The organism is Streptomyces roseolilacinus (assembly GCF_014649335.1).
Lineage (GTDB): Bacteria > Actinomycetota > Actinomycetes > Streptomycetales > Streptomycetaceae > Streptomyces > Streptomyces roseolilacinus.
Genome location: NZ_BMSV01000001.1, coordinates 578523 through 601717 on the forward strand (window position 1 = coordinate 578523; position 23195 = coordinate 601717).

The window sequence follows — 23195 nt, forward strand, 5'->3', positions numbered from 1 at the left end:
CGCACTACCCCCGGGCAGGCCCGCAGCGCGTCACAGCCGTCCCGCGAGCGTCGAGAACTCACTCCAGGAGAGGGCCGGTTCACGCGGGTCCCACACCTTCTGCGCCAGGGCCCGCAGCGGCATCCGGATACCGGCGGCGACCTGGTCCTGGGTCTGGGAGCCGGCGAGGTCGCACCACACGGCGAACCGGGCGCCCAGTATCTGCCCGGAGTACCGCGCCGGCACCGCCTGCGTGCCGCGCAGCACCAGAGGCGTCCACGACGCGTAGATCTCCCGGCCCGTCGGGTACGTGAACTGGTTCGGTTCGCCCAGGACGTAGTAGAGGTACCGGTCGTTGACGTTCACGACCTTGCGGCCCTCGCTCAGGTACTCCGCCGGGGGCCGCGCGCCGATCTCGCGGCCCGTCCAGTACTCGACCTCGACGCGCTCGTCGGCGTCGACCACCCCGCCGCGGAAGAACCCGTCGTTCCACGCCTTGGGCTGCTTCCCGGCCGCCCGCACGACCGCGGCCCGCTCGTTGAGCCAGCTCGTCGCCAGGTCCTGGACCCGCGCCCCGGAGCCGTGCCGGCGGCGGGCCTCGGCGGCCAGCGCCGGGTACGAGGCCTCCGGGTTCGCCACCATGAGCGCCTGGTACTCGTCGGCGCCGACGTGGAAGTACCGGCCGGGGAACAGCTGCGCGTACTCGCGCAGCAGCTCGTCGACGATCCGCGCCGACTCGGGCCGCGCGATGTCGATCGCCCCGCGCCTGACGGCGCCCTGCGCGTTGCGCAGCCGCAGGGAGGGGTGGGCGGCGAGGACGGCGCCGAGGTGGCCGGGCGAGTCGATCTCGGGGATCACGGTGATGTGGAGGCTGGACGCGAGGGCCACGATCCGGCGGACCTCCGCCTTGGTGAGGTGCTGCCGCGACACGACCTCGGGGTGGCTGTCCGACTCGATGCGGAACCCCTGGTCGTCGGAGAAGTGCAGCCCCAGCTGGTTCAGCTTCAGGTCGGCCATCTCGCGGACGCGGGCCTCCAGCCAGGCGGCGGTGAAGTGCTTGCGGGCGACGTCGACCATCAGTCCGCGCTGCGGGCGGTCGGGGCGGTCCCGGATGACGCCCTCCGGCACGGCACCGCCGGAGCGGAGCGCCTGCTTGACGGTCCGGGTGCCGTAGAAGACGCCCGCCTCGTCGGGCGCGGTGATGCGGACCCGGCCGTCGCGGGTGGTCAGCGTGTACGACTCGGGGGTGCCGGACGCCCCGCCGCCGCCGAGGGCCAGCTCGACGTCCCCGGGGCGGGCGGAGGCCTCGCCCCGGTTCGCGATGCCCAGCTCCCGCGCGAGCAGCCGTGCCTCGTCGGCCAGCACGCCGCTGCCCCGCGCGACGACCACGCCGCTCCCGGCGCCGGGCCGCCACCCGGGCCCCCGCGCGGGCACGTGCTCCCGCACGGCGGGGATGGTGCGCGGCGCGGTGGAGAGCGGATAGGTCCGCGTGGGGCTGGGCGAGGGGGAAGCGTCGGCGGCACGGGGCGAGTCGGTCGCCGCGCCGGGGCTGGCCGCCCCGCCGTCCCCGCCGCCCCCGCACCCGCCGAGCCCCAGGACCAGCGCGAAGGCCAGGGAGCCGACCGCCCACCGCGCCCCCCTGCCCCGCCGCCCGGGACCCGCCGGGGACCCGCCGCCGGACCATCGGCCGCCGCCGGCCGCGCCACCACCGGACCGGGAGGCACCGGACCGGGAGGCACCGGACCGGGAGGCACCGGCCGGTGCCTCCGGAGCGCGACCGGGCGCGTCGGGCGCGTCGGGCGCAGGGCCGTTCGGGTGATTGATGGGGCAAAGGGAGGCGGCGTACCCGCCTGAGGGCGTAACAAAAGACCTGGCGGTGTCCGGTATCGGACCCTTACCTGCGGATTCGTTGCGGGCGGTCACGCGCTTGCCTCCTCCCCGGAGCCGACGGGCCCCGGTACCGACGCGCCGAGTGCGTCCATTCCTTGCGTTGAAACTCTGTCTTCCGGGTGAAATACGGAAAGGCTTCGTACCACATTTGCTCACCCTCGGTAACGTTGTGTCGCTTGCCTCGCAGATTCCGCACGAGTTCCGCACCCACCCCCCGCTGTTCCGCTCGAGGAGCCCACGCTGTCCCGCGAATCCGTCTCCGGCATCCCGCAGGCCCCCGGCGCCACTGCGGCCATGGCGGCTCAGGCCCACGCCCCCCGCCCCCTCGACCGGCTGGCGCTGTTCAACGCCGCACCCGCCGCCGAAACGGAGGCGTCCCTGCTGGCCTGCTGTGGAAGCCGCCGCTGGGCGCGCCGCATGGCCGCCCACCGCCCGTACCCGACCGTCGAGGCGCTGCTCGCCGCCGCCGACGAGGCCGCATACGACCCTGTCGGGCGCCGATCTCGACGAGGCACTGGGCGACGAGGCGGCCCCCATGCTGCCGCCGGGCACCTGCCCGGTGGCCTGCACCGCGCTGCGCGCGGCGCACGACGCCTACGTGGCGCGCTTCGGCCACGTCTTCGTCGTCTGCCTCGACGCCGACCGGCCCGACGAGCACCTGGACCGGGTCCTCGGCGGCATCCGGTCACGACTCGGCAACGAACCGGACAAGGAACGGGCCGTCGCCGCCGACGAACTCCGCCGCCTCACCCGGACGCGACTTGTCCGACTTGTGACCTGAAGGAATGATTCGAGCGGGTACGATAGGCCGTCCGTGCCTGTTTGATTGCCTGTTTGATCACACCTATGGACCCCGCGCGAGGGAACCGACAAGTCGTCGCTACCATGACCGGGGCCGGTGGACCGTACCCGGCCGGGTCTGACCGACAGAGAAGCCGGCCGACCCTGATCCCCGCTCTCGGAGGGTTTTTCCGTGCCGGCTGGAACGCTGTACCGCGGCCGGGAAGGGATGTGGTCGTGGGTGGCTCATCGAGTCACCGGCGTCCTCATCTTCTTCTTCCTGTTCGTACACGTACTGGACACCGCTCTCGTCCGCGTCTCGCCCGAGGCCTACGACGAAGTCGTGGCGACGTACAAGACGCCGATCGTCGCGCTGCTGGAGTACGGCCTGGTGGCCGCCATCCTCTTCCACGCGCTCAACGGCCTGCGCGTCATCGCCGTGGACTTCTGGGCCAAGGGCCCCCGCTACCAGAAGCAGATGCTCTGGGCCGTCATGAGCATCTGGATCGTGCTGATGGCGGGCGCCGTCTACCCCGTCCTCGGCCACGCCGCACGTGAACTGTTCGGGAGCTGACGCCAGACATGTCCGCTGACCTCTCCAAGACCGCCGTCGGCCCGGTAGAGGGCGTGAGCCTCTACGACGTCGACAACCCGGCGCCGCTGATCGATCCGCCCCGCAAGCGGACCAAGCGCAGCCCCAAGTCGGCGCGGGGCAACTTCGAGCTCGCCGCGTGGCTGTTCATGCGCCTGTCCGGCGTGGTCCTCGTCGTCCTCGTCATCGGCCACCTGCTGATCCAGCTCGTGCTGGACGGCGGCGTCTCCAAGATCGGCTTCGCCTTCGTGGCGGGCCGCTGGGCGTCCCCGTTCTGGCAGGTCTGGGACCTGCTGATGCTCTGGCTCGCGATGCTGCACGGCGCGAACGGCCTGCGTACCGTCATCAACGACTACGCCGAGCGCCCGAGCACGCGCCTGTGGCTCAAGGGCCTGCTGTACACCGCGACGGTGTTCACCATCCTTCTGGGCACGCTGGTGATCTTCACCTTCGACCCGAACATCCGCTAGGCACGGGCTGAGGTAATCCACGCCATGAAGATCCACAAGTACGACACCGTCATCGTCGGCGCGGGTGGCGCGGGCATGCGCGCCGCCATCGAGGCGACGAAGCGCAGCCGCACCGCCGTGCTGACCAAGCTCTACCCCACCCGCTCCCACACGGGCGCCGCGCAGGGCGGCATGGCCGCCGCGCTGGCGAACGTGGAGGAGGACAACTGGGAGTGGCACACCTTCGACACGGTCAAGGGCGGTGACTACCTGGTCGACCAGGACGCCGCCGAGATCCTGGCGAAGGAGGCCATCGACGCCGTCCTCGACCTGGAGAAGATGGGCCTGCCGTTCAACCGGACCCCGGACGGCACCATCGACCAGCGCCGCTTCGGCGGCCACTCCCGCAACCACGGCGAGGCCCCGGTCCGCCGGTCCTGCTACGCCGCGGACCGCACCGGCCACATGATCCTCCAGACGCTGTACCAGAACTGCGTCAAGGAGGGCGTGGAGTTCTTCAACGAGTTCTACGTCCTGGACCAGCTGATCACCGAGGTCGACGGCGTCAAGAAGTCCGCCGGTGTGGTCGCCTACGAGCTGGCCACCGGCGAGATCCACGTCTTCCAGGCGAAGGCGGTCATCTACGCGTCCGGCGGCACCGGCAAGTTCTTCAAGGTGACGTCCAACGCGCACACCCTGACCGGTGACGGCCAGGCCGCCTGCTACCGGCGCGGCCTGCCGCTGGAGGACATGGAGTTCTTCCAGTTCCACCCGACGGGCATCTGGCGCATGGGCATCCTGCTGACGGAGGGCGCCCGCGGCGAGGGCGGCATCCTCCGCAACAAGGACGGCGAGCGCTTCATGGAGAAGTACGCGCCGGTCATGAAGGACCTCGCGTCCCGTGACGTCGTCTCGCGCTCCATCTACACGGAGATCCGCGAGGGCCGCGGCTGCGGCCCCGAGGGCGACCACGTCTACCTGGACCTGACGCACCTGCCGCCGGAGCAGCTGGACGCCAAGCTCCCGGACATCACCGAGTTCGCGCGGACGTACCTCGGCATCGAGCCCTACACGGACCCGATCCCGATCCAGCCGACCGCGCACTACGCGATGGGCGGCATCCCGACGAACGTCGAGGGTGAGGTCCTCAGCGACAACACCACCGTCGTCCCGGGCCTGTACGCGGCCGGCGAGGTGGCCTGCGTGTCCGTGCACGGCGCCAACCGCCTGGGCACGAACTCGCTGCTCGACATCAACGTCTTCGGCAAGCGCGCGGGCATCGCCGCCGCCGAGTACGCCGCGAAGGCCGACTACGTCGAGCTGCCGGAGGACCCGGCCTCCTTCGTGGAGGAGCAGGTCGAGCGCCTGCGCAACTCCACGGGCACCGAGCGGGTCGCCGAGCTCCGCCGCGAGCTCCAGGAGACCATGGACGCCAACGTCATGGTGTTCCGCACCGAGCAGACGATCAAGACCGCGGTCGAGAAGATCGGCGAGCTGCGCGAGCGCTACCGGAACGTCGCCATCCAGGACAAGGGCAAGCGGTTCAACACCGACCTGCTGGAGGCCATCGAGCTGGGCAACCTGCTCGACCTGGCCGAGGTCATGGCCGTCTCCGCGCTGGCCCGCAAGGAGTCCCGCGGCGGTCACTACCGCGAGGACTACCCGAACCGGGACGACGTCAACTTCATGCGCCACACCATGGCGTACCGCGAGGTCGGCGACGACGGCACCGAGACCGTCCGTCTCGACTACAAGCCGGTCGTCCAGACCCGCTACCAGCCGATGGAGCGTAAGTACTGATGGCTACCCCGACCATGGAGAAGACGGCCGCCAAGACCGACGTCTCCCCCTACATCACGGTCACGTTCCGGGTCCGCCGCTTCAACCCCGAGCTGTCGGACGAGGCGCAGTGGCAGGACTTCCAGATCGAGATCGACCCCAAGGAGCGCGTGCTCGACGGTCTCCACAAGATCAAGTGGGACGTGGACGGCTCGCTGACCTTCCGCCGCTCCTGCGCGCACGGCATCTGCGGCTCCGACGCGATGCGGATCAACGGCAAGAACCGGCTGGCCTGCAAGACGCTGATCAAGGACATCAACCCGGAGAAGCCGATCACGGTCGAGCCCATCAAGGGCATGACGGTCCTCAAGGACCTCGTGGTCGACATGGAGCCGTTCTTCCAGGCGTACCGGGACGTGATGCCCTTCCTGATCACGTCCGGGAACGAGCCGACGCGGGAGCGCCTGCAGAGCGCGGAGGACCGGGAGCGCTTCGACGACACGACGAAGTGCATCCTGTGCGCCGCCTGCACCTCGTCCTGCCCGGTGTTCTGGAACGACGGCCAGTACTTCGGCCCGGCCGCGATCGTCAACGCCCACCGCTTCATCTTCGACTCGCGTGACGAGGCGGCGGAGCAGCGGCTGGAGATCCTCAACGACAAGGACGGCGTGTGGCGCTGCCGCACCACGTTCAACTGCACGGACGCCTGCCCGCGCGGTATCGAGGTCACCAAGGCGATCGCCGAGGTCAAGCGCGCGCTGATCACCCGCCGCTACTGACGTCCCGGCGGACGGCCCGCCACCCGTACACACGTACGGGTGGCGGGCCGTTCGTGGTTTCCGGGCGGGCGGCAGGGCTCCGCGGTCTCCCGGAGCCGCTCACTCCCGGGAGGGCGGTGCCGCGGGCAACGCGTAGCGCACGCCGGTGAGCCGTTCGGAGAGGACCCACAGCCCGTGGGCCGTGGAGGAGTCCCGAAGGGCCCGTTCCCGGTCGCGGAGGACGGGCTCGCCCCGGAGCTGGAGCGGTCCGTCGGGTACGACGTAGCTCCCCCCGGGCAGGTCGGGGACGGTCGAGGCGTACAGGGAGGTCTTGGCCCCCTCCGGCGTGGGGCGGAAGGCGGTGCGCAGGAGCAGGCGCGTGAGGAGGCCGTACACGCGCCCCCGGTCGCGGTGGGCGCCGCCGGTGAGCACGTTGGAGCGGGTGAGCCCGGGGGCGACGGCCATGCTGCGCAGCCTCAGGCCGGCGGCGTCGGCCCTTCGCTGCAGTTCCGTGGCGAAGTAGAGGTTGGCCCGCTTGGACTGCACGTAGGCGAACGCCGTCCGGTAGCGGCGTTCGGCGTTGAGGTTGGTCATGTCGAACCGGGCGAACCGCTGGCCCTCACTGCTGACGGTGACCACGCGCGGATCGTCGGCGGCCAGCAGGTGGGGCAGGAGGAGGCCGGTGAGCGCGAAGGTGCCGAGGTGGTTGATGCCGAACTGGGACTCGAAGCCGTCGGCGGTACGGGAGAACGGCACCATGGCGACGCCGGCGTTGTTGACCAGGAGGTCGAGCCGGCCGTACCCCCAGTCCTCGGCGAAACCACGGACGGACCCCAGGTCGGCGAGGTCGAGCACGCGCAGTTCGACGCGGGAGCCGGGGACCTCGGCTCGCAGCCGCTCCACCGCGTCCGTCCCCCGCTCGCGGCTACGGCAGGCCAGGACGACGTGGGCGCCGCGGCGGGCGAGCTCACGGGCGGTGACGTACCCGATGCCGCTGTTCGCGCCGGTGACGACGACCAGCCGCCCCGACTGGTCGGGGATGGAGTCCGGTGTCCAGCTCACGCGCGGAACGGTCCGCGGCACCGGGGTCGCGCAGCGGTGGTCGCCGCGCGCGGCCGTGTCATCGGGGCCGCGCAGCGGGGCTCGGGAGGCCGCCCGGGAAGTGCGGGTCATGGAGAGCTCCGATCCGTGGGTCGGGAGTGCCTGCGGTCCCGGAAGAGCACGGCCGCATTGCAACTCCGAGTTGCGATAGCCTGATCCTGCTGCATGTTCCGCCATCAACGCAACTAGGAGTTGCAATGGAGTCCGCCGAGTCGCCCTCGAAGCGTGCGCCCGCCGCCGGGCGGGGCAACAGGATGCGCGCCGCCGTGCTGGAGGCGACCCTCGCCGAGCTCACGGAGAGCGGGTACGCGGCCCTGACCGTCGAAGGCGTCGCCCGACGGGCCGGCGTGCACAAGACGACGATCTACCGGAACTGGAAGGACTCCGACGGCCTCGTCGCCGACGCACTGGCCGGCCACTTCGCCACCGACATCCCGATCCCCGACACCGGGGCGGTGGAGGACGACCTGCGCGCGCTGGCCCGCTCCCTCGTCGCCGCCATGACCACACGGGCGGGCCGGGCCCTGCTGACGACCGTCCTCTCGGACGCCGCGCGCCTCCCCCGGTTCGCCGAAGTGAAGCACGCGCTCTTCGAGGACCGCTTCCGGCGGGCGGAGCCCGTGGTCACCCGGGCCGTCGAACGCGGCGAGCTGCCCGCGGACACCGACCCCGCCGAACTCCTCAAGGCCCTCGCCGCCCCGATCTACTTCCGGCTCGTGTTCACCGGCGAGCCCGTCGACGAGGCGACCGCGGACCGGGCGGCGCGCATCGCGCTGGCCGCCGCGCACGCGGGCGCCCTGCCGGCCACCTGACCGCGGCCCCGGCGGCCCCGACGGCCCCGACGGCCCCGGTGGCCCTGACGGTCCCGGCGGTCCCGGCGGGGGAGACTTCTCCCGAATCCGGCGACACGTGCCGGGGGTGGTGGAGTTGCCGGCGGCCCGGCGAGGAAGGTGGGGCCATGCGCATCTCGATCGATCCCCACCTCTGCATCGGCGCGGGCCAGTGCGCCCTCGCCGCCCCCCGCGTGTTCACCCAGGACGACGACGGCTACGGCACCCTGCTCCCCGGGCACGACCCGGACGACCCGATGGCGAGGGAGGGGGCCCGCTCCTGCCCGGTCCACGCCATCACGGTCACCGACTCCTGACGGGCGCGCCCGTTCCGCACACCCCGCCCTTGAACGCGTTCAAAAGAGGGTCTAGAGTCGTCACGACATCATTTTTGAACGTGTTCAAGGGGGGTGGGGCATGGACCTCACGGTGGTCGCCTACATCGTGTACCTGCTGATCAGCGTGGTTCTCACCGTATGGGTGGCCCGCACGCTGAGCCGGAACGGGAGGATCTTCCTCGCCGACGTCCTGAAGGGGGACGAGAAGCTGGCCGAGGCCGTCAACCACCTGCTGGTCGTCGGCTTCTACCTCGTCAACTTCGGCTTCGTGGCGCTCTACCTGCGCCAGGACGGCACCATCGACACCGTCCGCCACCTCGTCGAGGGGCTTTCGGTGAAGACCGGCGTCGTCCTCCTCGTGCTCGGCGTGATGCACCTGGGCAACGTCTTCGTCCTCGGCAGGATCCGCCGCCGCGGCACCCCGGAGCGCGAACAGCGGCCGCCCGTCCCGCCGCAGGCGTGGGCCCCGCCCGCCGCCCGGATGTGACCCGGTGGCCGCCCCCGCGGTACCCGCCGACGCGCCCGTGCAACGGCCGGCCGCCGCCCCGCGGCGGGCGGCGCGGTCGGCCGGTCCGGCCCGCCCCGACGGCAGGTGCGGGGCACCGGACCCGCCCCGTTAGGCTCGGGTGCTGTGAACGACCGGAAGACGGCCGCCAAGGCGCCGAAGAGCGAGCAGACGCGCGCCCTCATCCTGGAGACCGCGCTCCGGCTGTTCCAGGAGCGCGGCTACGACAGGACGACGATGCGGGCCATCGCCCAGGAGGCGGGCGTGTCCGTGGGCAACGCCTACTACTACTACGCCTCCAAGGAGCACCTGGTCCAGGGCTTCTACGACCGGATCGCCGCCGAGCACGAGGCGGCGGTCCAGCCGGTGCTGGCCGGCGAGTCGGACCTCGCGGCGCGCATCCGGGGCGCGCTGCTGGCCTGGCTGGACGTGGCGGAGCCGTACCACCGGTTCGCGGCGCAGTTCTTCAAGAACGCCGCCGACCCGGAGAGCCCGCTCAGCCCCTTCTCGCCCGAGTCGATCGAGGCGCGCCGGGCCGCGATCTCCATCCACGAGCGGGTGCTGGACGGCTCCGACACCAAGACCGCGCCCGAACTGGCCGGTCAGCTCCCGCCGATGCTGTGGCTGATGCACATGGGGCTGGTGCTGTTCTGGGTGTACGACCGGAGCGAGGGCGCCGAGCGGAGCCGCCGACTGGTGGAGCGGACGGCCCCGCTGGTCGCGCGGGCCGTCGCGCTATCCCGGTTCCGGGTGCTGCGGCCGCTGGTGCGCCAGGCCCACGACGTCATCGCGGAGTTCATGCCGGGCGCCGGGGAGGCGCTGGAGAGGGACGCGGTCGCGGACGGCGCGACCCGGGCGCCCGGCGGGGGCGGAGCGGCGTAGGGGCGCCTCCGGGGCGGGCTACAGCCAGTCGAGCTGCCAGAGGCGCCAGATGCCCGTGCCGTCGGACAGGTACTGGGAGCCCGTGACGTCCGGGCTGCTCAGCACGTAGTCCTTCTTCTGCCACAGCGGCACGAGCGGCACGTCCTCGGCGACCTGCGCCTGGATCTCCTTGAAGTCGTCCACGGCCCCGGCCCGGTCGCCGTGCTGCTGGGTGGCGGCGATGAGCCGGTCGACGCGGGCGTTGGCGTAGGTGTTCCGCACGGCGTTGTCCCGGCCGACGAGGGGCTGCGTGAAACTGTCCGAGTCGGGGAAGTCCGGGAGCCAGCCGAGCCCGTAGGCGTCGTACGCGCCGCTGCCGTAGCCCTTCTGGAACTCCTTCCACTCCGCGGAGACGATCTTCACCCGGAACAGTCCGGACGCCTCCAGCTGGCGGCGCAGTTCGGCCGCCTCCGCCGCCCACGTCTCCCCCGCGCGGTGCCCGTAGGTGAGGCTGACGGGCAGGTCGACGCCCGCGTCGCGCAGCAGTTCCCGCGCCCGGTCCGCGGCGCCGTCGCCGTCGGGGTAGCGGTCGAAGAACGGCGTGCTGTGGCCGACGAAGCCGCGCGGGATCAGCGAGTACAGCGGCTCCACCGTCGAGTGGTACGGGCCGCCGGCGATCCTGTCGCGGTCGACGAGCGCGGCCACCGCCTGCCGTACCGCCCGCTCCGCCGTCGGCGCGCCCTCGCGGACGTCGAAGACGATGCTGCGGATCTCCGCCGTGGGGGCCTCCGTCATCTGGACGCCCTCCTCGCCCGGATCGAACGTGGAGATCATCCGCGGCGGGAGCTGCCGGTGGGTCACGTCGACGTCGCCGCGGCGCCAGGCGGCGGCGAGCTGCTCGCCCTCGGTGAAGTACCGCACCTCGACCGGCGTGCGGGGCCGCGCCATGGCGCCCCGGTAGTGCGGGTTGGGCTCCAGCAGGGCGCGGACGCCCGGTTCGTACGCGGCGAGCAGGTACGGGCCGGAGCCGTCGACGGCGGTGCCCTCGCGCAGCCTGTCCTTCGGGTAGCGGGTGCTGTCGACGATCGCGCCCGCGCCCGTGGCGAGCTTCAGCGGGAACGTCGCGTCCCGCGCGCCCAGCCGGAAGACGACCCTGCGGTCCTGGGCGGTGACGCTCCTGAGCGTCGGGAACAGCGCCGCCGGGCCGACGTCGGCGGCGATGCCGAGCATCCGGTCGAACGAGTACTTCACGTCCCGCGCGGTCACCTCGCGGCCGCTGGGGAAGACCAGGTCCTCCCGCAGCGTGCACGCGTACGTGGTGAGCGACGTGTCGGTGAACCCGCAGGAGTCGGCCGCGTCGGGCACCGGGGACGTGGAGCCCGGCTTGAAGGTCAGCAGCGACTGGTAGACGTTGCCGTAGACGGCCCAGGAGCCGGCGTCGTACGCGCCGGCCGGGTCCAGGGACGACACGTCGTCGGTGGTGCCGACGGAGATCGGCCGGTTCCTCCCCCCGTCCGTCGGGAACAGCTGCCAGGCCCCTGCCCCGACCGCCGCCAGAACGGCGCAGAGCATGATGATCCGAAGGGGGATCGATCGCATAGCCGTGATTCCTTTCACGCCCTCCCCGGTGCGACGGCGCACACTCAACCACAGCTCGTCCCCTCGTGAAAGGTAAACCTTCACTTCTCCAGCACATCGCCCCCACAACCTGCGGGGCAGGCGGCGGGGGCGGGGGCGGTTGCCGGGGTCCCGGCGGGCGGTCAGGCGCCGCGGGAGGCCAGCTCCACGACCGTGATGTCGGAGGGGGCGCCGACGCGGACCGGCGGGCCCCAGGCGCCCGCGCCGCGCGACACGTACAGCTGCGTGTCGCCGTACCGCTCCAGGCCCGCGACGGTCGGGTTGGCCAGCTCCGCGAGGAGGTTGCCGGGCCACAGCTGGCCGCCGTGGGTGTGGCCGGACAGCTGGAGGTCCACCCCGTGCCGCACCGCGTCGTGGATCATCACCGGCTGGTGGGCGAGGAGCACGGCGGTACGGGCCCGGTCGCGGTCGCCGAGGGCGCGGACGAAGTCGGGGCCGTCGCCGTGGTTCTCGCCGGCCACGTCGTTGACGCCCGCCAGGTCGAAGCCGGCGGCGATCTCGACGCGCTCGTTGCGCAGCGGGCGCATGCCGAGGTCGCGGACCTCCTCCACCCACTGCTCGGCGCCGGAGAAGTACTCGTGGTTGCCGGTGACGAAGAAGCTGCCGTGGCGGGCGCGCAGCCGCGCCAGCGGCTCGGCCGCCGGGCCCAGGTTCTCGACGGAGCCGTCGACGAGGTCGCCCACGACGGCTATCAGGTCCGGCTGGGTGGAGTTGACCGCGTCGACGATGCGCTGGGCGTGGGCGCGGCCGAGGGTGGGGCCGAGGTGGATGTCGCTGACGACGGCTATGCGGTAGCCGTGGGCGGAGCGCGGCAGCTTGGCGAGGGGGACGGTCACCCGCTTGACGGCGGGGCCGCGCAGGACGGTGTGGGCGCCGTTGGCGACCGTGCCCACGGCGGCGGCCGTCGCGGTCACCGCGAGCGCCCTCGACACGAACAGGCGCCGGGACACCGCGGGGGACGCGGGCTCCGGGTCCTCCCGCCGCGGCTTTGCGGGCGGGACGTCGGGGACCTCGGGGGCGCCGGGGGCCCCGGACCGGTCGAGGACGTCGGGGACCCCGGGGGCCGCGACCGCCGTCGCGAGCCCGCCCTCCTGCGGCCCGGCGTCCCGGGCGGGGCTCCCCGCGGGGCCGCCGGGCCCGCCCGCCCCCGCCGGGGCCGCCTCCCGGGCGGGCTCCTCGGCGGGATGCTCGGCGGGCTCCTCGGCGGGGGGCGTCCCGCCCGCGGCGGCGCGGTCCTCGCGGCGGGGCCGGGGCCGGCGCAGGAGGAGGGGGCGCAGGGCCTCGGTGACCAGGAGGGAGAGCACCAGGTACAGGAGCGTCGCCAGCCACAGGAAGCCCGGCCACGCCACGGCCTGCTGGAGCGGGAACGGGGCCCCCGCGCGCCCCGCCGTCAGCGCGGCGAGCGCCAGCAGCGGCAGGACGAACACCGCCACCGTCCCCGCGCGGCGCGGCCCGCCGCCGGGGCGGGTGACGTCACGGACCAGGCGGCGCCACACGTACCAGTGCGCGAGGCCCAGCAGGGCCAGTACCAGCGGGATGACCAGCAGGACCACCGGGTCCTCCTACTTCTCGTCGCGTTCGCGCTTCAGGGCCCGCACTCCGCGCAACCCCATCACGCCAATGGCCGTCCCCAGGAGAAAGGACGTGACGGCCAGCAGAAGATGAACCCAGAAGTATCCGGTGGGGTCACCCGCGTCGTCGAAGGCGAGGCCGCTCGCGTCGTTCCACAAGTTCTTGACGAAAGTGATCCAGATGAACCAACTCCAGACTCCGAAAGCGAGCAGGAACCAGGAGGCGGAGCGGCTGAGTCTCATGGGTCCAGTATCCGGTGCACCGGTGTCGGCGCCCGCGCCGGGTGGTTGTACGTTCTCGAACGTGCCCGCTTTCAAGAAGGCCGCCGCCGCCGTGGCCACCGCCGTGCTGCTGCCCCTCGTCGCCGCCGGTCCCGCACTCGCCGCGCCGTCCCCGAAGCCGACGCCGGCCCCGTCGCCGCACCCCCGGCCCCCCGCCGCCATGTCGACGGTCGGCGGACCCCGGCTGGGCAGGCCCGGCACGCAGGTGGACCTCGCGGCCGGGGCGCCGGTCCTGCCCAAGGAGCTGAGCGGCCGGTCCTGGATCGTGGCGGACGCGGAGAGCGGCGACGTCCTCGCGGCGCACAACGCCCACTGGCGGCTCGCCCCCGCGTCCACGATGAAGATGCTGTTCGCGGACACGCTGCTGCCGAGGTTCCCGAAGACGCAGAAGCACCTCGTCGGGGCGGGCGAGCTGGCGCGGCTGGGCGACGGGTCCAGCCTCGTGGGGATAAAGGAGAAGCAGACCTACACCGTCCACGACCTGTGGCTCGGGGTGTTCCTCCGCTCCGGCAACGACGCCGTCCACGCGCTGGCGGAGATGAACGGTGGCATACCGAAGACGGTGCGGGAGATGAACGCGCGCGCCGACGAGCTCCAGGCGCTCGACACCGAGGTGGTGTCCCCGGACGGGTACGACGCCCAGGGCCAGGTCTCCTCGGCGTACGACCTGACGCTGATCGCCCGCAGCGGCATGCAGAACAGGGACTTCCGCGAGTACTGCTCGACCGTGCGGACGCAGTTCCCCGGCGAGCAGAAGCCCGGCGCGAAGCGCGGGACCTTCGAGATCCAGAACACCAACCGGCTGCTGACCGGCGCCGACGGGGTCATGCCGTACAAGGGCATCGCGGGCGTGAAGAACGGGACGACGACGCACGCCGGCTCGACGTTCACCGGGGTCGCCGAGCGCAACGGCCGGGTGCTGCTGGTGACCGTGATGAACCCGGCGTCGAAGGAGCCGTACGCCGTCTACAAGGAGGCCGCGCGGCTCCTGGACTGGGGTTTCGCGGCGTCGGGGAAGGTGCGGCCGGTCGGTGAGCTGGTGCCGCCGAGGTCCGCGAGGACCGGTACCGCTCCCAGCGCCTCCCCCGTCCGGCCGGGCGAGGTCCGGCCCCGGGTCACCGGGGACGCGGCCGAGGCCGCCGTCACCGGGCCGGCGAAGGCGGGGGACGGGGCCGGGGTCGCCCTCGGGGTCGCCGGTGGGGTGCTGGCGACGCTGGCGGGCGGGGCGTTCCTGATCAACCGGCGGTGGCCGGCGAAGGGCCGGTAGCCTCCTTCCGGCGGCCGCCCGTGGCGGACCAGGCGGCGCAGAACAGCAGCAGCCGGGCGGTGAAGCTGATCCACAGCAACAGGGCGACGGGCACGCCGAACGCCCCGTACATCGACTTCCCCGCCACGCCCCGGATGTAGCCGCCGAGGAGCAGCTTCAGCAGCTCGAAGCCGACCGCGCCGATCAGCGCGGCGCGGACCAGGTCGTGGCGCGGCGGCTCCACGCCGGGCAGCAGCGTCAGCAGGTACAGCAGGAGCAGGAAGTCCGCGAGGACGGCGATGGCGAGCGCGGCCGCGTGGAGCAGGACGCCGCCGGCACCGCCTTCGGGGATGCCCAGCCGGTCGGCGGTCCGGCCGACGGCGGTGGCGCCCAGCGTGGACGCGGCGAGCGAGACGAGGGCCGTGCCGCCGAGGCCCAGCAGGAGCAGGGCGTCCTTGCCCTTGCGGACGACCACGTTGCCGTCGTCGGTGTCGTCGAGGGCCCACACGGCGCGCAGGCAGTCGCGCAGGGAGCCGACCCAGCCGATGCCCGTGAACAGCAGCACGCCGCCGGCGACGAGGCCGACCGTGCCGGCGTTGTCGACGAGGGAGGCCAGGTCGAGCTGGTCGGAGATGCCCGGCACCTGCTCGCTGATCTTGTCCTGGGCGGTGCGCAGCTGCTCGTCGCCGAGGAGGGCGGCGCCGACGGCGGCGCCCAGGGTGATCAGCGGGAAGAGGGACAGGAAGCTGATGAACGTGATCGCGGCGGCGAGCCGCGTCCAGTGGACGCGGTCCAGCGTCTCGTACGCGTACCAGACGTGGGTGCGCATGAGGCGGGCGACCCAGGGGCCGATGACGGGGAGCGTGGTCAGCCAGTCCATGGCGGTACGCCTACCACCGGACGGCCCGGGTACCGCCTCGCTCACCCGCCGGGTGCCGGCCCGGTCCGGGCGGGCGGCGGCCCGGTCCGGGCGGGCGCCGGTGGCGGGTGGACGGGCGCCGGTGGGCGGGCGGAGGGTCAACCGCCCTGCGGGGTGGCGGCCGGCTCGTCGACCGGTGAGCTCTGGGCGGGCACCGTCCGGGCGGGGCCGCAGCCGGCGAAGTCGTACGTGTGCAGCTTGCGCCACACCGCGTCGGGGCCCTGCTCGTACAGGGCGAAGGAGCACACCGTCCACGCCGCCTCGAAGTCGGCGAGCTCCGCGAAGGCGCGGTCCATCGCCTCGTCGGGGATGCCGTGCGCGACCGTGACGTGCGGGTGGTAGGGGAACTGGAGTTCCCGTGCCAGCGGCCCCGACGCGTCGCGGATGCGCTGCTGGAGCCGGGCGCACGCCTCGCCGCCCTCCACGACCCGCACGTAGACGACCGGGGAGAGCGGCCGGAACGTGCCCGTGCCGCTCAGCCGCATCGGGAAGGGGCGGCCGGCCGTGGCGACCGAGGCCAGGTGGGCCCGGATCCCCGGCAGCCGCTCGGCGTCCACCTCCGTCGGCGGGAGGAGCGTGACGTGCGTGGGGATGCCGTGGGCCGCGGCGTCGCCGAAGCCCGCGCGCCGCTCCTGGAGCAGGCTGCCGTAGGGCTCCGGGACCGCGATCGAAACGCCGAGCGTTACGGTCCCCACGTCGTTCTCCTCATCCTTCGGTCGTGTCCGTGCGGGCGCCGGGGTGCCTCGCGGGTCGCTCGCCAGTGTGGCGCTTCGACCGGCCCCGTGGCCAGAGCCGTCCGGCTCAGTGCTTGGCGGGCAGGAAGCCCACCTTCGCGTAGGTCTGGGCGAGGGTCTCGGCGGCGACGGCGCGGGCCTTCTCGGCACCCTTGGCCAGGATCGAGTCCAGCGTCTCCGGGTCGTCGAGATATTCCTGCGTCCGCGCCCGGAAGGGCGTGACGAAGTCCACGACGATCTCCGCGAGGTCCGTCTTCAGGGCGCCGTACATCTTGCCCTCGTACCCCTTGACCAGGTCGTCGACCGGGGTGCCGGTGAGCGTCGACATGATCGTGAGGAGGTTGCTGACGCCGGGCTTGCCCTCCGGGTCGAAGCGGATCACCGTGTCCGTGTCCGTCACGGCGCTCTTGACCTTCTTCGCGGTCGCCTTCGGGTCGTCCAGGAGGTTGATCAGGCCCTTGGGGGTCGCCGCGGACTTCGACATCTTCGCCGTCGGGTCCTGGAGGTCGTAGATCTTCGCCGTCTCCTTGAGGATGTACGGCGCCGGGACGGTGAAGGTGTCGCCGAAGCGGGTGTTGAACCGCTCCGCGAGGTCGCGGGTCAGCTCGATGTGCTGCCGCTGGTCCTCGCCGACCGGGACCTGGTTCGCCTGGTAGAGCAGGATGTCCGCGACCTGGAGGATCGGGTACGTGAACAGCCCGACCGTGGCGCGGTCCGCGCCCTGCTTGGCGGACTTGTCCTTGAACTGCGTCATCCGGGACGCCTCGCCGAAGCCGGCGAGGCAGTTCATGACCCAGGCCAGCTGCGCGTGCTCCGGGACGTGGCTCTGGACGAAGAGGGTGCACCGCTCCGGGTCGAGGCCGGCGGCGAGCAGCTGGGCGACCGCCAGACGGGTGTTGGCGCGGAGCTCGGCCGGGTCCTGCGGCACGGTGATCGCGTGCAGGTCGACGACCATGTAGAAGGCGTCGTGGGACTCCTGCAGCGCGACCCACTGACGGACCGCGCCGAGGTAGTTGCCGAGGTGGAAGGAGCCTGCGGTGGGCTGGATTCCGGAAAGCACACGAGGGTCAGCAGAGGCCATGTCCCTCATTCTCTCAGGTTCGGCGGGCAGCTCGGCACTGCCTGTGGACAACCGGCCGACCGCAGGCGGGCCTTCGCGTCAGGCGGGGATGCCCGGTGCCGGGTGGCGCGCCATGAGGTCCGCGACCTCCGCGCGGATCGCCGCCAGGGCGTCCTCGTCGCCCCCGTGCGCGGCGGTGACGCCCCGGTCGATCCACTCCGCGACGGCCGCCATGTGCTCCGTGCCGAGGCCGCGGGAGGTGAGGGAGGGGGTGCCGACGCGGATGCCGGACGGGTCGAAGGGCTTCCTCGGGTCGTACGGGACCGTGTTGTGGTTCACCACGATGCCCGCCCGGTCGAGGGCCTTCGCGGCGGCCTTGCCCGGGACGCCCCGGCCGGTGAGGTCGATGAGGACCAGGTGGTTGTCGGTGCCGCCGGACACCAGGTCGAAACCGCGGTCGAGGAGCGCGGCGGCCAGCGCGCGGGCGTTGGCGACGACCTGGTGGGCGTAGTCCCGGAAGGAGGACCGGGACGCCTCGTGGAGGGCGACGGCGATGGCGGCGGTGGTCTGGTTGTGGGGGCCGCCCTGCAGGCCGGGGAAGACGGCCCGGTCGATCGCCCCGGCGTGCTCCCCGCGGCACATCAGCATCGCGCCGCGCGGGCCGCGCAGCGTCTTGTGGGTGGTGGTGGACACCACGTCGACGTGCGGCACGGGCGACGGGTGGGCGCCGCCGGCGACCAGGCCGGCGATGTGCGCGATGTCCGCGACGAGGACCGCGCCGGCCTCGCGGGCGATCTCCGCGAACGCCGGGAAGTCGATCGTGCGGGGCAGCGCCGTGCCGCCGCAGAAGATCACCTTCGGGCGCTCCTTGAGGGCGAGGTCGCGGACCTCGTCGAAGTCGACGAGCCCGGTGTCCCGCCGCACGCCGTACTGGACGCCCCGGAACCAGGTGCCGGTCGCGGAGACGCCCCAGCCGTGCGTGAGGTGGCCGCCCATGGGCAGCGCCATGCCCATCACCGTGTCGCCCGGCCGGGCGAACGCCAGGTACACGGCGAGGTTCGCGGGCGAGCCGGAGTACGGCTGGACGTTGGCGTGGTCGACGCCGAAGAGGGCCTTGGCGCGGTCCGTGGCGAGCCGCTCGACCCGGTCGACGACCTGCTGGCCCTCGTAGTAGCGGCGGCCGGCGTAGCCCTCGCTGTACTTGTTCTGCAGGACCGTGCCGGACGCCTCCAGGACGGCGGCGGAGACGTAGTTCTCGCTGGGGATGAGGCGGAGCGTCTCCGCCTGGAGGCGTTCCTCGGCGGTGACGAGGCCGGCCAGCTCGGGGTCGGCGGCAGCGAGGGCGGGGTGCGTGAGGGGTCCGGTCACGGGGTCCTCCGGGGTGGGCAGCGCGGGTGTCGTCCTGGGGCGCCCAGGCGGGCGGCGCTCCGTGCGGTCTGCCGCGCGCGGCTCCCCCGGGGTCGCTTCCCCGTACGCCAGTCGCCGCGCGTACGGCCACCCTAGTCGCCGCCGCGCCGGCCGGGTTTCCCCGCCCCCGTCGCGAGCGAGGATGGAGACGACCGGCCGTACGACGACGAACGGAGACCCCGTGTCGACAACGCAGGACGCGATCGCCGCCGCCGAGGCGCACGGCGCGCACAACTACCACCCGCTGCCCGTCGTCGTCGCGACGGCGCAGGGCGCGTGGATGACCGACGTCGAGGGGCGCCGCTACCTCGACATGCTCGCCGGCTACTCGGCGCTGAACTTCGGGCACGGCAACCGCCGCCTGATCGACGCCGCCAAGGCGCAGCTGGAGCGGGTGACGCTGACGTCGCGCGCGTTCCACCACGACCGGTTCGCGGACTTCTGCACGCAGCTCGCGGAGTTCTGCGGCATGGAGATGGTGCTGCCGATGAACACCGGGGCGGAGGCGGTGGAGACCGCCGTGAAGACCGCCCGGAAGTGGGGCTACCGGGTCAAGGGCGTCCCGGACGGCACCGCGAAGATCGTCGTGGCGGCGGGCAACTTCCACGGCCGGACGACGACGGTCGTCAGCTTCTCGACCGACCCGGAGGCCCGCGCCGACCACGGCCCCTACACGCCGGGCTTCGAGATCGTCCCGTACGGGGACCTGACGGCGCTCGGGGCGGCGCTGTCCGACAACACGGTCGCCGTGCTGCTGGAGCCCATCCAGGGCGAGGCGGGCGTGCTGGTGCCGCCGCCGGGCTACCTCCAGGGCGTGCGGCGGCTGACCCGCGAGCGGGACGTGCTGTTCATCGCCGACGAGATCCAGTCGGGCCTCGGGCGGACGGGCCGGACGTTCGCGTGCGAGCACGAGGGCGTCGTCCCCGACGTGTACCTGCTGGGCAAGGCACTCGGCGGCGGGGTCGTGCCGGTGTCGGCGGTCGTGTCGAGCGCGGCGGTGCTGGGCGTGCACCGGCCGGGCGAGCACGGGTCGACGTTCGGCGGGAACCCGCTGGCGTGCGCGGTGGCGCTGGAGGTGCTGGCGATGCTGCGCACCGGCGAGTACCAGCAGCGGGCCGCGGAGCTGGGCGACCACCTCCACCGGGAGCTGGGGCTGATGGTGGGCGCCGGGGCGGTGCGCGAGGTGCGCGGGCGCGGCCTGTGGGCCGGGGTGGACGTCGACCCGGTGAGGGGCACGGGCCGGGCGATCACGGAGAGGCTGATGGAGCGCGGGGTGCTGGTGAAGGACACCCACGGGTCGACGATCCGGCTCGCCCCGCCGCTGGTGATCGGCAAGGAGGACCTGGACTGGGGGCTGGAGCGGCTGCGGGAGGTCCTCGCGGACTGAGGCCGGCCGGGGCGTGTGCCGCCGGGGCGTCCCGGCGGCACGCGGGCGCCTAGAGGATGACGTGCGGCAGGAAGCGCGCGTACCCGTCGGTGACCAGGCCCGAGGACTCGCGGATGCCGAGTCCGGCCGCCTCGTCCTCGACGACCCACGCGCCGAGCACGACCCGGTTGCCGTCGAAGTCGGGCAGCGGGGCGAGGCCCTGGTAGCAGCACGGCTCGGGGCGCACGGCGGGCGGGGCGCCCGGCTCGTGGACGGTGACCCCGGCGCCCTCGCGGCCCAGCAGCGGCTTGGCGACGTACCCGCCCCGGTCGGCCAGCTCGCGCGGGCCGTCCAGGTAGGCGGGCAGCAGGTTGGGGTGGCCCGGGTACAGCTCCCACAGGACGGCGAGGAGCGCCTTGTTGGAGAGGAGCATCTTCCACGCCGGTTCGATCCAGCAGGTGCTGCCGGTGCCGCCGCCGTTGTCGAGGGTGTCGAGGACGTGCGGGCCGAACTCGTCGGTGACCAGCCACTCCCAGGGGTACAGCTTGAAGCAGCTGCGGATGAAGCGCAGCCGGTCGTCGACGAAGCGGCCCGACAGCCGGTCCCAGCCGATCTGCTCCACGGACAGGGCCTCGGTGGCGATCCCGGCCTGTTCGGCGGTCTCGCGCAGGTACGCGACCGTCATCAGGTCCTCGCCGATCTCGTCGCCCTCGGAGTGGACGAAGTGCAGCGGGCCGGGCGGCAGGAGGCGGGCCTGCCGCCGCCAGGCGTCGACGAGCCGTTCGTGGAGCGAGTTCCACTGGTCGGCGCCGGGGAAGCGGTCCTCCATCCAGAACCACTGCGGGCTGGCCGCCTCGACGAGCGAGGTGGGCGTGTCCGCGTTGTACTCCAGCAGCTTGGCCGGGCCCCGGCCGTCGTAGCGCAGGTCGAACCGGCCGTACAGGGAGGGCAGTTCGGCGCGGCGCCGCCAGGACTCGGCGACCAGCGCGGCGAGCCGCCCGTCGGTGATGCCGAGGTCGGCGAATCGTTCCTTCTCGACGATGTGCGCGGCGGCCGCCAGGCACATGCCGTGCAGCTCCTCGACGACCTCCTCCAGGGCCTCCACCTCGGGGAGGGAGAAGGAGTAGTAGGCGCTCTCGTCCCAGTAGGGGCGCAGCGAGCCGTCGGGGTGGCGGGTGAGCGGGTAGACGCAGCCCTGCTCCTCGACGACGCGCTGCCAGTCGGGGCGGGGCTCGATGGTGTGGCGTTCCATGGTGCGTACGGCTCCGGGCTCAGCCGCCGCCGCTGCCCGAGCAGCCGAAGCCGCCGCGCTGGACCGCCGCCTTGTCGAAGCTGCCGCCCTCGACCCGGCCGCTCGAGGAGGACCCGCCGTAGTAGTACGAGCCGCCGCTGCCGCTGCCACTGCTGCTTCCGCCGCCGCCGTCGCGGCACTTGTAGTCGGGCAGGACCTCGCGAGTGATCCGGTCGACGCACCGCTTGTCCGGCTCGGAGCTTCCGCAGGAGGTGAGGGTCAGCGCGAGCGCGCCCATCCCTCCGAGCACGACGTGGCTCGATCGCAGTCTGCGCATGTGGTTCTCCCCCGTTGACGCGTGGAACGCCGCACAGACTAGAGGGCGCCGCCGGCGCGTGCTACGGCAGGACCCTGCACAGGGCGTCGAGGGCGCCGGGCCAGGCGCTGTCGGTGGGGGTGGCGTAGCCGACGACGAGCGCGTCGCGGCCGGGGGCGGCGTCCGGGTGGCGGAAGGCGTCCAGGCCCTGGAGGGCGAGGCCCTGGAGGGCGGCGGCGTGCAGCACGGCCCGTTCGCTGCCGGGCGGCAGTTCCAGGACGGCGTGCAGCCCGGCGGCGATGCCGGTGACGCGGATGCCGGGCGCCTGTTCGGCGAGCGCCGCCACGAGCTGGTCGCGGCGGCGCCGGTAGCGCAGCCGCATGCCGCGCACGTGCCGGTCGTACGCGCCGGAGGAGATGAACTCGGCCAGGGTGAGCTGGTCGAGCGTGCTCGACGCCCACTCGATGGTGCCCTTCGCCGCCATCACCTCGTCGACCAGCTGCGGGGGCAGCACCATCCAGCCGAGGCGCAGTCCGGGCGCGAGGGACTTGCTGGCGGTGCCCAGGTAGACGACCCGCTCCGGGTCCAGGCTCTGCAGGGCGCCGACGGGCTGCCGGTCGTAGCGGAACTCGCCGTCGTAGTCGTCCTCCAGCACCAGCCCGCCGGAGGCCCGCGCCCAGTCGACGAGCGCGGTCCGCCGGTCCGGCGGGAGGGCGCCGCCGAGCGGGAACTGGTGGGCGGGCGTGATCAGGACGGCGCCGGGCCGCGGCCCGCCGTCCTCGGTCAGGGCCTCGGTGCGGGTGCCGAGCGCGTCCAGCGGCAGCGCCGGGGTGCGCAGCCCGGCGTCGGTGAGGGCGTCCCAGTGCGCGTCGAGGCCGTACGACTCGACGGCCACGTCCCGGACGCGGCGGCCCCGCAGGACGGCGGCGAGCAGCAGCAGCCCCTGGGCGAAGCCGGAGCAGACGACGATCCGGTCGGGGTCGGCGCGCACGCCACGCGAGCGGGCCAGGTACTCGGCGAGGACGGCGCGCAGTTCGGGGCGGCCGCGCGGGCTGCAGTAGCCGAACGCCTCGTGCGGGGCGTCGGTCAGGGCGCGGCGGGCGGCCTTGAGCCACTCGGCGCGCGGGAAGGAGGCGAGGTCGGGCGTGCCGGGGTGGAGCGTGTGGAGGGGCCTGCCGGGGCGGGGGCGGCCGTGCTGCCACGGCAGCGGCGCGGGGGCCGGCGCCCGCCGGGCGGGGACGGCGGCGGCGCGGCGGGCGACGCGGGTGCCGGAGCCCTGGCGGGCGGTGAGCCAGCCCTCGGCGACCAGTTCGGCGTAGGCGTCGGCGACGGTGTTGCGGGCGACGCCGAGGTCGGTGGCGAGGGAGCGGGACGACGGCAGCCGGGTGCCGGGGGCGAGGCGGCCGTTCCTGACGGCTTCGCGGAGCGCCTCCATGAGCCCGGCGCGCAGGCCGGGACCCTTGATCTCCAGGTGGAGGTCGGTGCCGAAGGCCGCGGAAATGGCCCGTGATTCCGTCATGGAAATGGACCATACCGGGGCTCCAACACGGGCGTACGGTCGAG

The 23195-nt window shown here is 73.2% G+C and carries 22 protein-coding genes, 1 pseudogene and 1 riboswitch; of the genes and pseudogenes, 11 read left to right on the forward strand and 12 right to left on the reverse strand.

Features of this window, described 5'->3' with window-relative positions:
• Nucleotides 1–30: 30 nt before the first annotated feature.
• Entirely contained in the window at nucleotides 31–1593 is a 1563-nt protein-coding gene (locus IE106_RS02580) for a beta-N-acetylhexosaminidase (RefSeq protein WP_189529968.1), read from the reverse strand.
• A 570-nt stretch (nucleotides 1594–2163) separates the two neighbouring features.
• Here IE106_RS02580 and IE106_RS02585 point away from each other — a divergent pair.
• From IE106_RS02585 to IE106_RS02605, 5 genes and pseudogenes are all read left to right on the forward strand, one after another.
• Nucleotides 2164–2650, forward strand: a pseudogene (locus IE106_RS02585) (2-oxo-4-hydroxy-4-carboxy-5-ureidoimidazoline decarboxylase).
• A 192-nt stretch (nucleotides 2651–2842) separates the two neighbouring features.
• Complete coding sequence (gene sdhC, locus IE106_RS02590; protein WP_189529570.1) at nucleotides 2843–3223, forward strand: succinate dehydrogenase, cytochrome b556 subunit; 381 nt, start codon at nucleotides 2843–2845, stop codon at nucleotides 3221–3223.
• An 8-nt stretch (nucleotides 3224–3231) separates the two neighbouring features.
• Entirely contained in the window at nucleotides 3232–3711 is a 480-nt protein-coding gene (locus IE106_RS02595) for a succinate dehydrogenase hydrophobic membrane anchor subunit (protein ID WP_189529571.1), read from the forward strand.
• Between the two features lie 24 nt (nucleotides 3712–3735).
• On the forward strand, nucleotides 3736–5490 hold the full coding sequence (gene sdhA, locus IE106_RS02600) for a succinate dehydrogenase flavoprotein subunit (protein WP_189529572.1): 1755 nt from the start codon (nucleotides 3736–3738) through the stop codon (nucleotides 5488–5490).
• On the forward strand, nucleotides 5490–6248 hold the full coding sequence (locus IE106_RS02605) for a succinate dehydrogenase iron-sulfur subunit (RefSeq protein ID WP_189529573.1): 759 nt from the start codon (nucleotides 5490–5492) through the stop codon (nucleotides 6246–6248). The genes sdhA and IE106_RS02605 overlap by 1 nt, the downstream gene beginning before the upstream one ends.
• 99 nt (nucleotides 6249–6347) lie before the next feature.
• Here IE106_RS02605 and IE106_RS02610 read toward each other — a convergent pair whose 3' ends face one another.
• Complete coding sequence (locus IE106_RS02610; protein ID WP_229839948.1) at nucleotides 6348–7289, reverse strand: oxidoreductase; 942 nt, start codon at nucleotides 7287–7289, stop codon at nucleotides 6348–6350.
• A gap of 236 nt (nucleotides 7290–7525) precedes the next feature.
• On the opposite strand from IE106_RS02610, the gene IE106_RS02615 reads away from it, so the two are divergent.
• The 4 genes from IE106_RS02615 (at nucleotide 7526) to IE106_RS02630 (ending at nucleotide 9883) form a co-directional block, all read left to right on the forward strand.
• Nucleotides 7526–8140, forward strand: a complete 615-nt coding sequence (locus IE106_RS02615; RefSeq protein ID WP_229839950.1) for a TetR/AcrR family transcriptional regulator — start codon at nucleotides 7526–7528, stop codon at nucleotides 8138–8140.
• Between the two features lie 146 nt (nucleotides 8141–8286).
• Complete coding sequence (locus IE106_RS02620; protein ID WP_189529575.1) at nucleotides 8287–8475, forward strand: ferredoxin; 189 nt, start codon at nucleotides 8287–8289, stop codon at nucleotides 8473–8475.
• Between the two features lie 100 nt (nucleotides 8476–8575).
• Nucleotides 8576–8983, forward strand: coding sequence for a hypothetical protein (locus IE106_RS02625; protein ID WP_189529576.1), 408 nt, complete (start codon nucleotides 8576–8578; stop codon nucleotides 8981–8983).
• A 144-nt stretch (nucleotides 8984–9127) separates the two neighbouring features.
• Nucleotides 9128–9883: a TetR/AcrR family transcriptional regulator gene (locus IE106_RS02630; protein WP_229839952.1), complete on the forward strand. Its 756-nt coding sequence runs from the start codon at nucleotides 9128–9130 to the stop codon at nucleotides 9881–9883.
• A gap of 18 nt (nucleotides 9884–9901) precedes the next feature.
• On the opposite strand, the gene IE106_RS02635 is transcribed toward IE106_RS02630, so the two are convergent.
• The 3 genes from IE106_RS02635 to IE106_RS02645 all read right to left on the reverse strand — a co-directional run bounded on the left by IE106_RS02635 (nucleotide 9902) and on the right by IE106_RS02645 (nucleotide 13314).
• Nucleotides 9902–11461: an ABC transporter substrate-binding protein gene (locus tag IE106_RS02635; protein ID WP_189529578.1), complete on the reverse strand. Its 1560-nt coding sequence runs from the start codon at nucleotides 11459–11461 to the stop codon at nucleotides 9902–9904.
• 161 nt (nucleotides 11462–11622) lie between these two features.
• Entirely contained in the window at nucleotides 11623–13053 is a 1431-nt protein-coding gene (locus IE106_RS02640) for a metallophosphoesterase (RefSeq protein ID WP_189529579.1), read from the reverse strand.
• A 9-nt stretch (nucleotides 13054–13062) separates the two neighbouring features.
• On the reverse strand, nucleotides 13063–13314 hold the full coding sequence (locus IE106_RS02645; RefSeq protein WP_189529580.1) for an SCO4848 family membrane protein: 252 nt from the start codon (nucleotides 13312–13314) through the stop codon (nucleotides 13063–13065).
• A 61-nt stretch (nucleotides 13315–13375) separates the two neighbouring features.
• Here IE106_RS02645 and IE106_RS02650 point away from each other — a divergent pair, with 61 nt between their 5' ends.
• Nucleotides 13376–14620 (forward strand): D-alanyl-D-alanine carboxypeptidase family protein, encoded by a 1245-nt coding sequence (locus IE106_RS02650; protein ID WP_229839954.1) that lies wholly within the window; start codon nucleotides 13376–13378, stop codon nucleotides 14618–14620.
• Here the strand turns inward: IE106_RS02650 and IE106_RS02655 are convergent.
• From IE106_RS02655 to glyA, 4 genes are all read right to left on the reverse strand, one after another.
• A complete protein-coding gene (locus IE106_RS02655) occupies nucleotides 14589–15479 on the reverse strand; it encodes a YihY/virulence factor BrkB family protein (RefSeq protein ID WP_189529582.1) in 891 nt (296 codons plus the stop codon). The two genes, IE106_RS02650 and IE106_RS02655, sit on opposite strands and share 32 nt — an antisense overlap.
• A gap of 137 nt (nucleotides 15480–15616) precedes the next feature.
• Entirely contained in the window at nucleotides 15617–16213 is a 597-nt protein-coding gene (locus IE106_RS02660; RefSeq protein ID WP_189529583.1) for a 2'-5' RNA ligase family protein, read from the reverse strand.
• Nucleotides 16214–16319: 106 nt separating this feature from the next.
• Nucleotides 16320–17333, reverse strand: a complete 1014-nt coding sequence (gene trpS, locus IE106_RS02665) for a tryptophan--tRNA ligase (RefSeq protein WP_189529584.1) — start codon at nucleotides 17331–17333, stop codon at nucleotides 16320–16322.
• A 78-nt stretch (nucleotides 17334–17411) separates the two neighbouring features.
• Nucleotides 17412–18680, reverse strand: a complete 1269-nt coding sequence (glyA, locus tag IE106_RS02670) for a serine hydroxymethyltransferase (protein WP_189529585.1) — start codon at nucleotides 18678–18680, stop codon at nucleotides 17412–17414.
• A 34-nt stretch (nucleotides 18681–18714) separates the two neighbouring features.
• Nucleotides 18715–18805: riboswitch (ZMP/ZTP riboswitch) on the reverse strand.
• Nucleotides 18806–18900: 95 nt separating this feature from the next.
• On the opposite strand from glyA, the gene rocD reads away from it, so the two are divergent.
• Nucleotides 18901–20106: an ornithine--oxo-acid transaminase gene (rocD, locus tag IE106_RS02675; protein ID WP_189529586.1), complete on the forward strand. Its 1206-nt coding sequence runs from the start codon at nucleotides 18901–18903 to the stop codon at nucleotides 20104–20106.
• A gap of 49 nt (nucleotides 20107–20155) precedes the next feature.
• Here the strand turns inward: rocD and IE106_RS02680 are convergent, their stop codons facing one another.
• The 3 genes from IE106_RS02680 to pdxR form a co-directional block, all read right to left on the reverse strand.
• Nucleotides 20156–21337 (reverse strand): glutathionylspermidine synthase family protein, encoded by a 1182-nt coding sequence (locus tag IE106_RS02680; protein ID WP_189529587.1) that lies wholly within the window; start codon nucleotides 21335–21337, stop codon nucleotides 20156–20158.
• A gap of 19 nt (nucleotides 21338–21356) precedes the next feature.
• Nucleotides 21357–21653 (reverse strand): hypothetical protein, encoded by a 297-nt coding sequence (locus IE106_RS02685; protein ID WP_189529588.1) that lies wholly within the window; start codon nucleotides 21651–21653, stop codon nucleotides 21357–21359.
• Nucleotides 21654–21714: 61 nt separating this feature from the next.
• Entirely contained in the window at nucleotides 21715–23151 is a 1437-nt protein-coding gene (gene pdxR / locus IE106_RS02690) for a MocR-like pyridoxine biosynthesis transcription factor PdxR (protein WP_189529589.1), read from the reverse strand.
• Nucleotides 23152–23195: the final 44 nt, after the last annotated feature.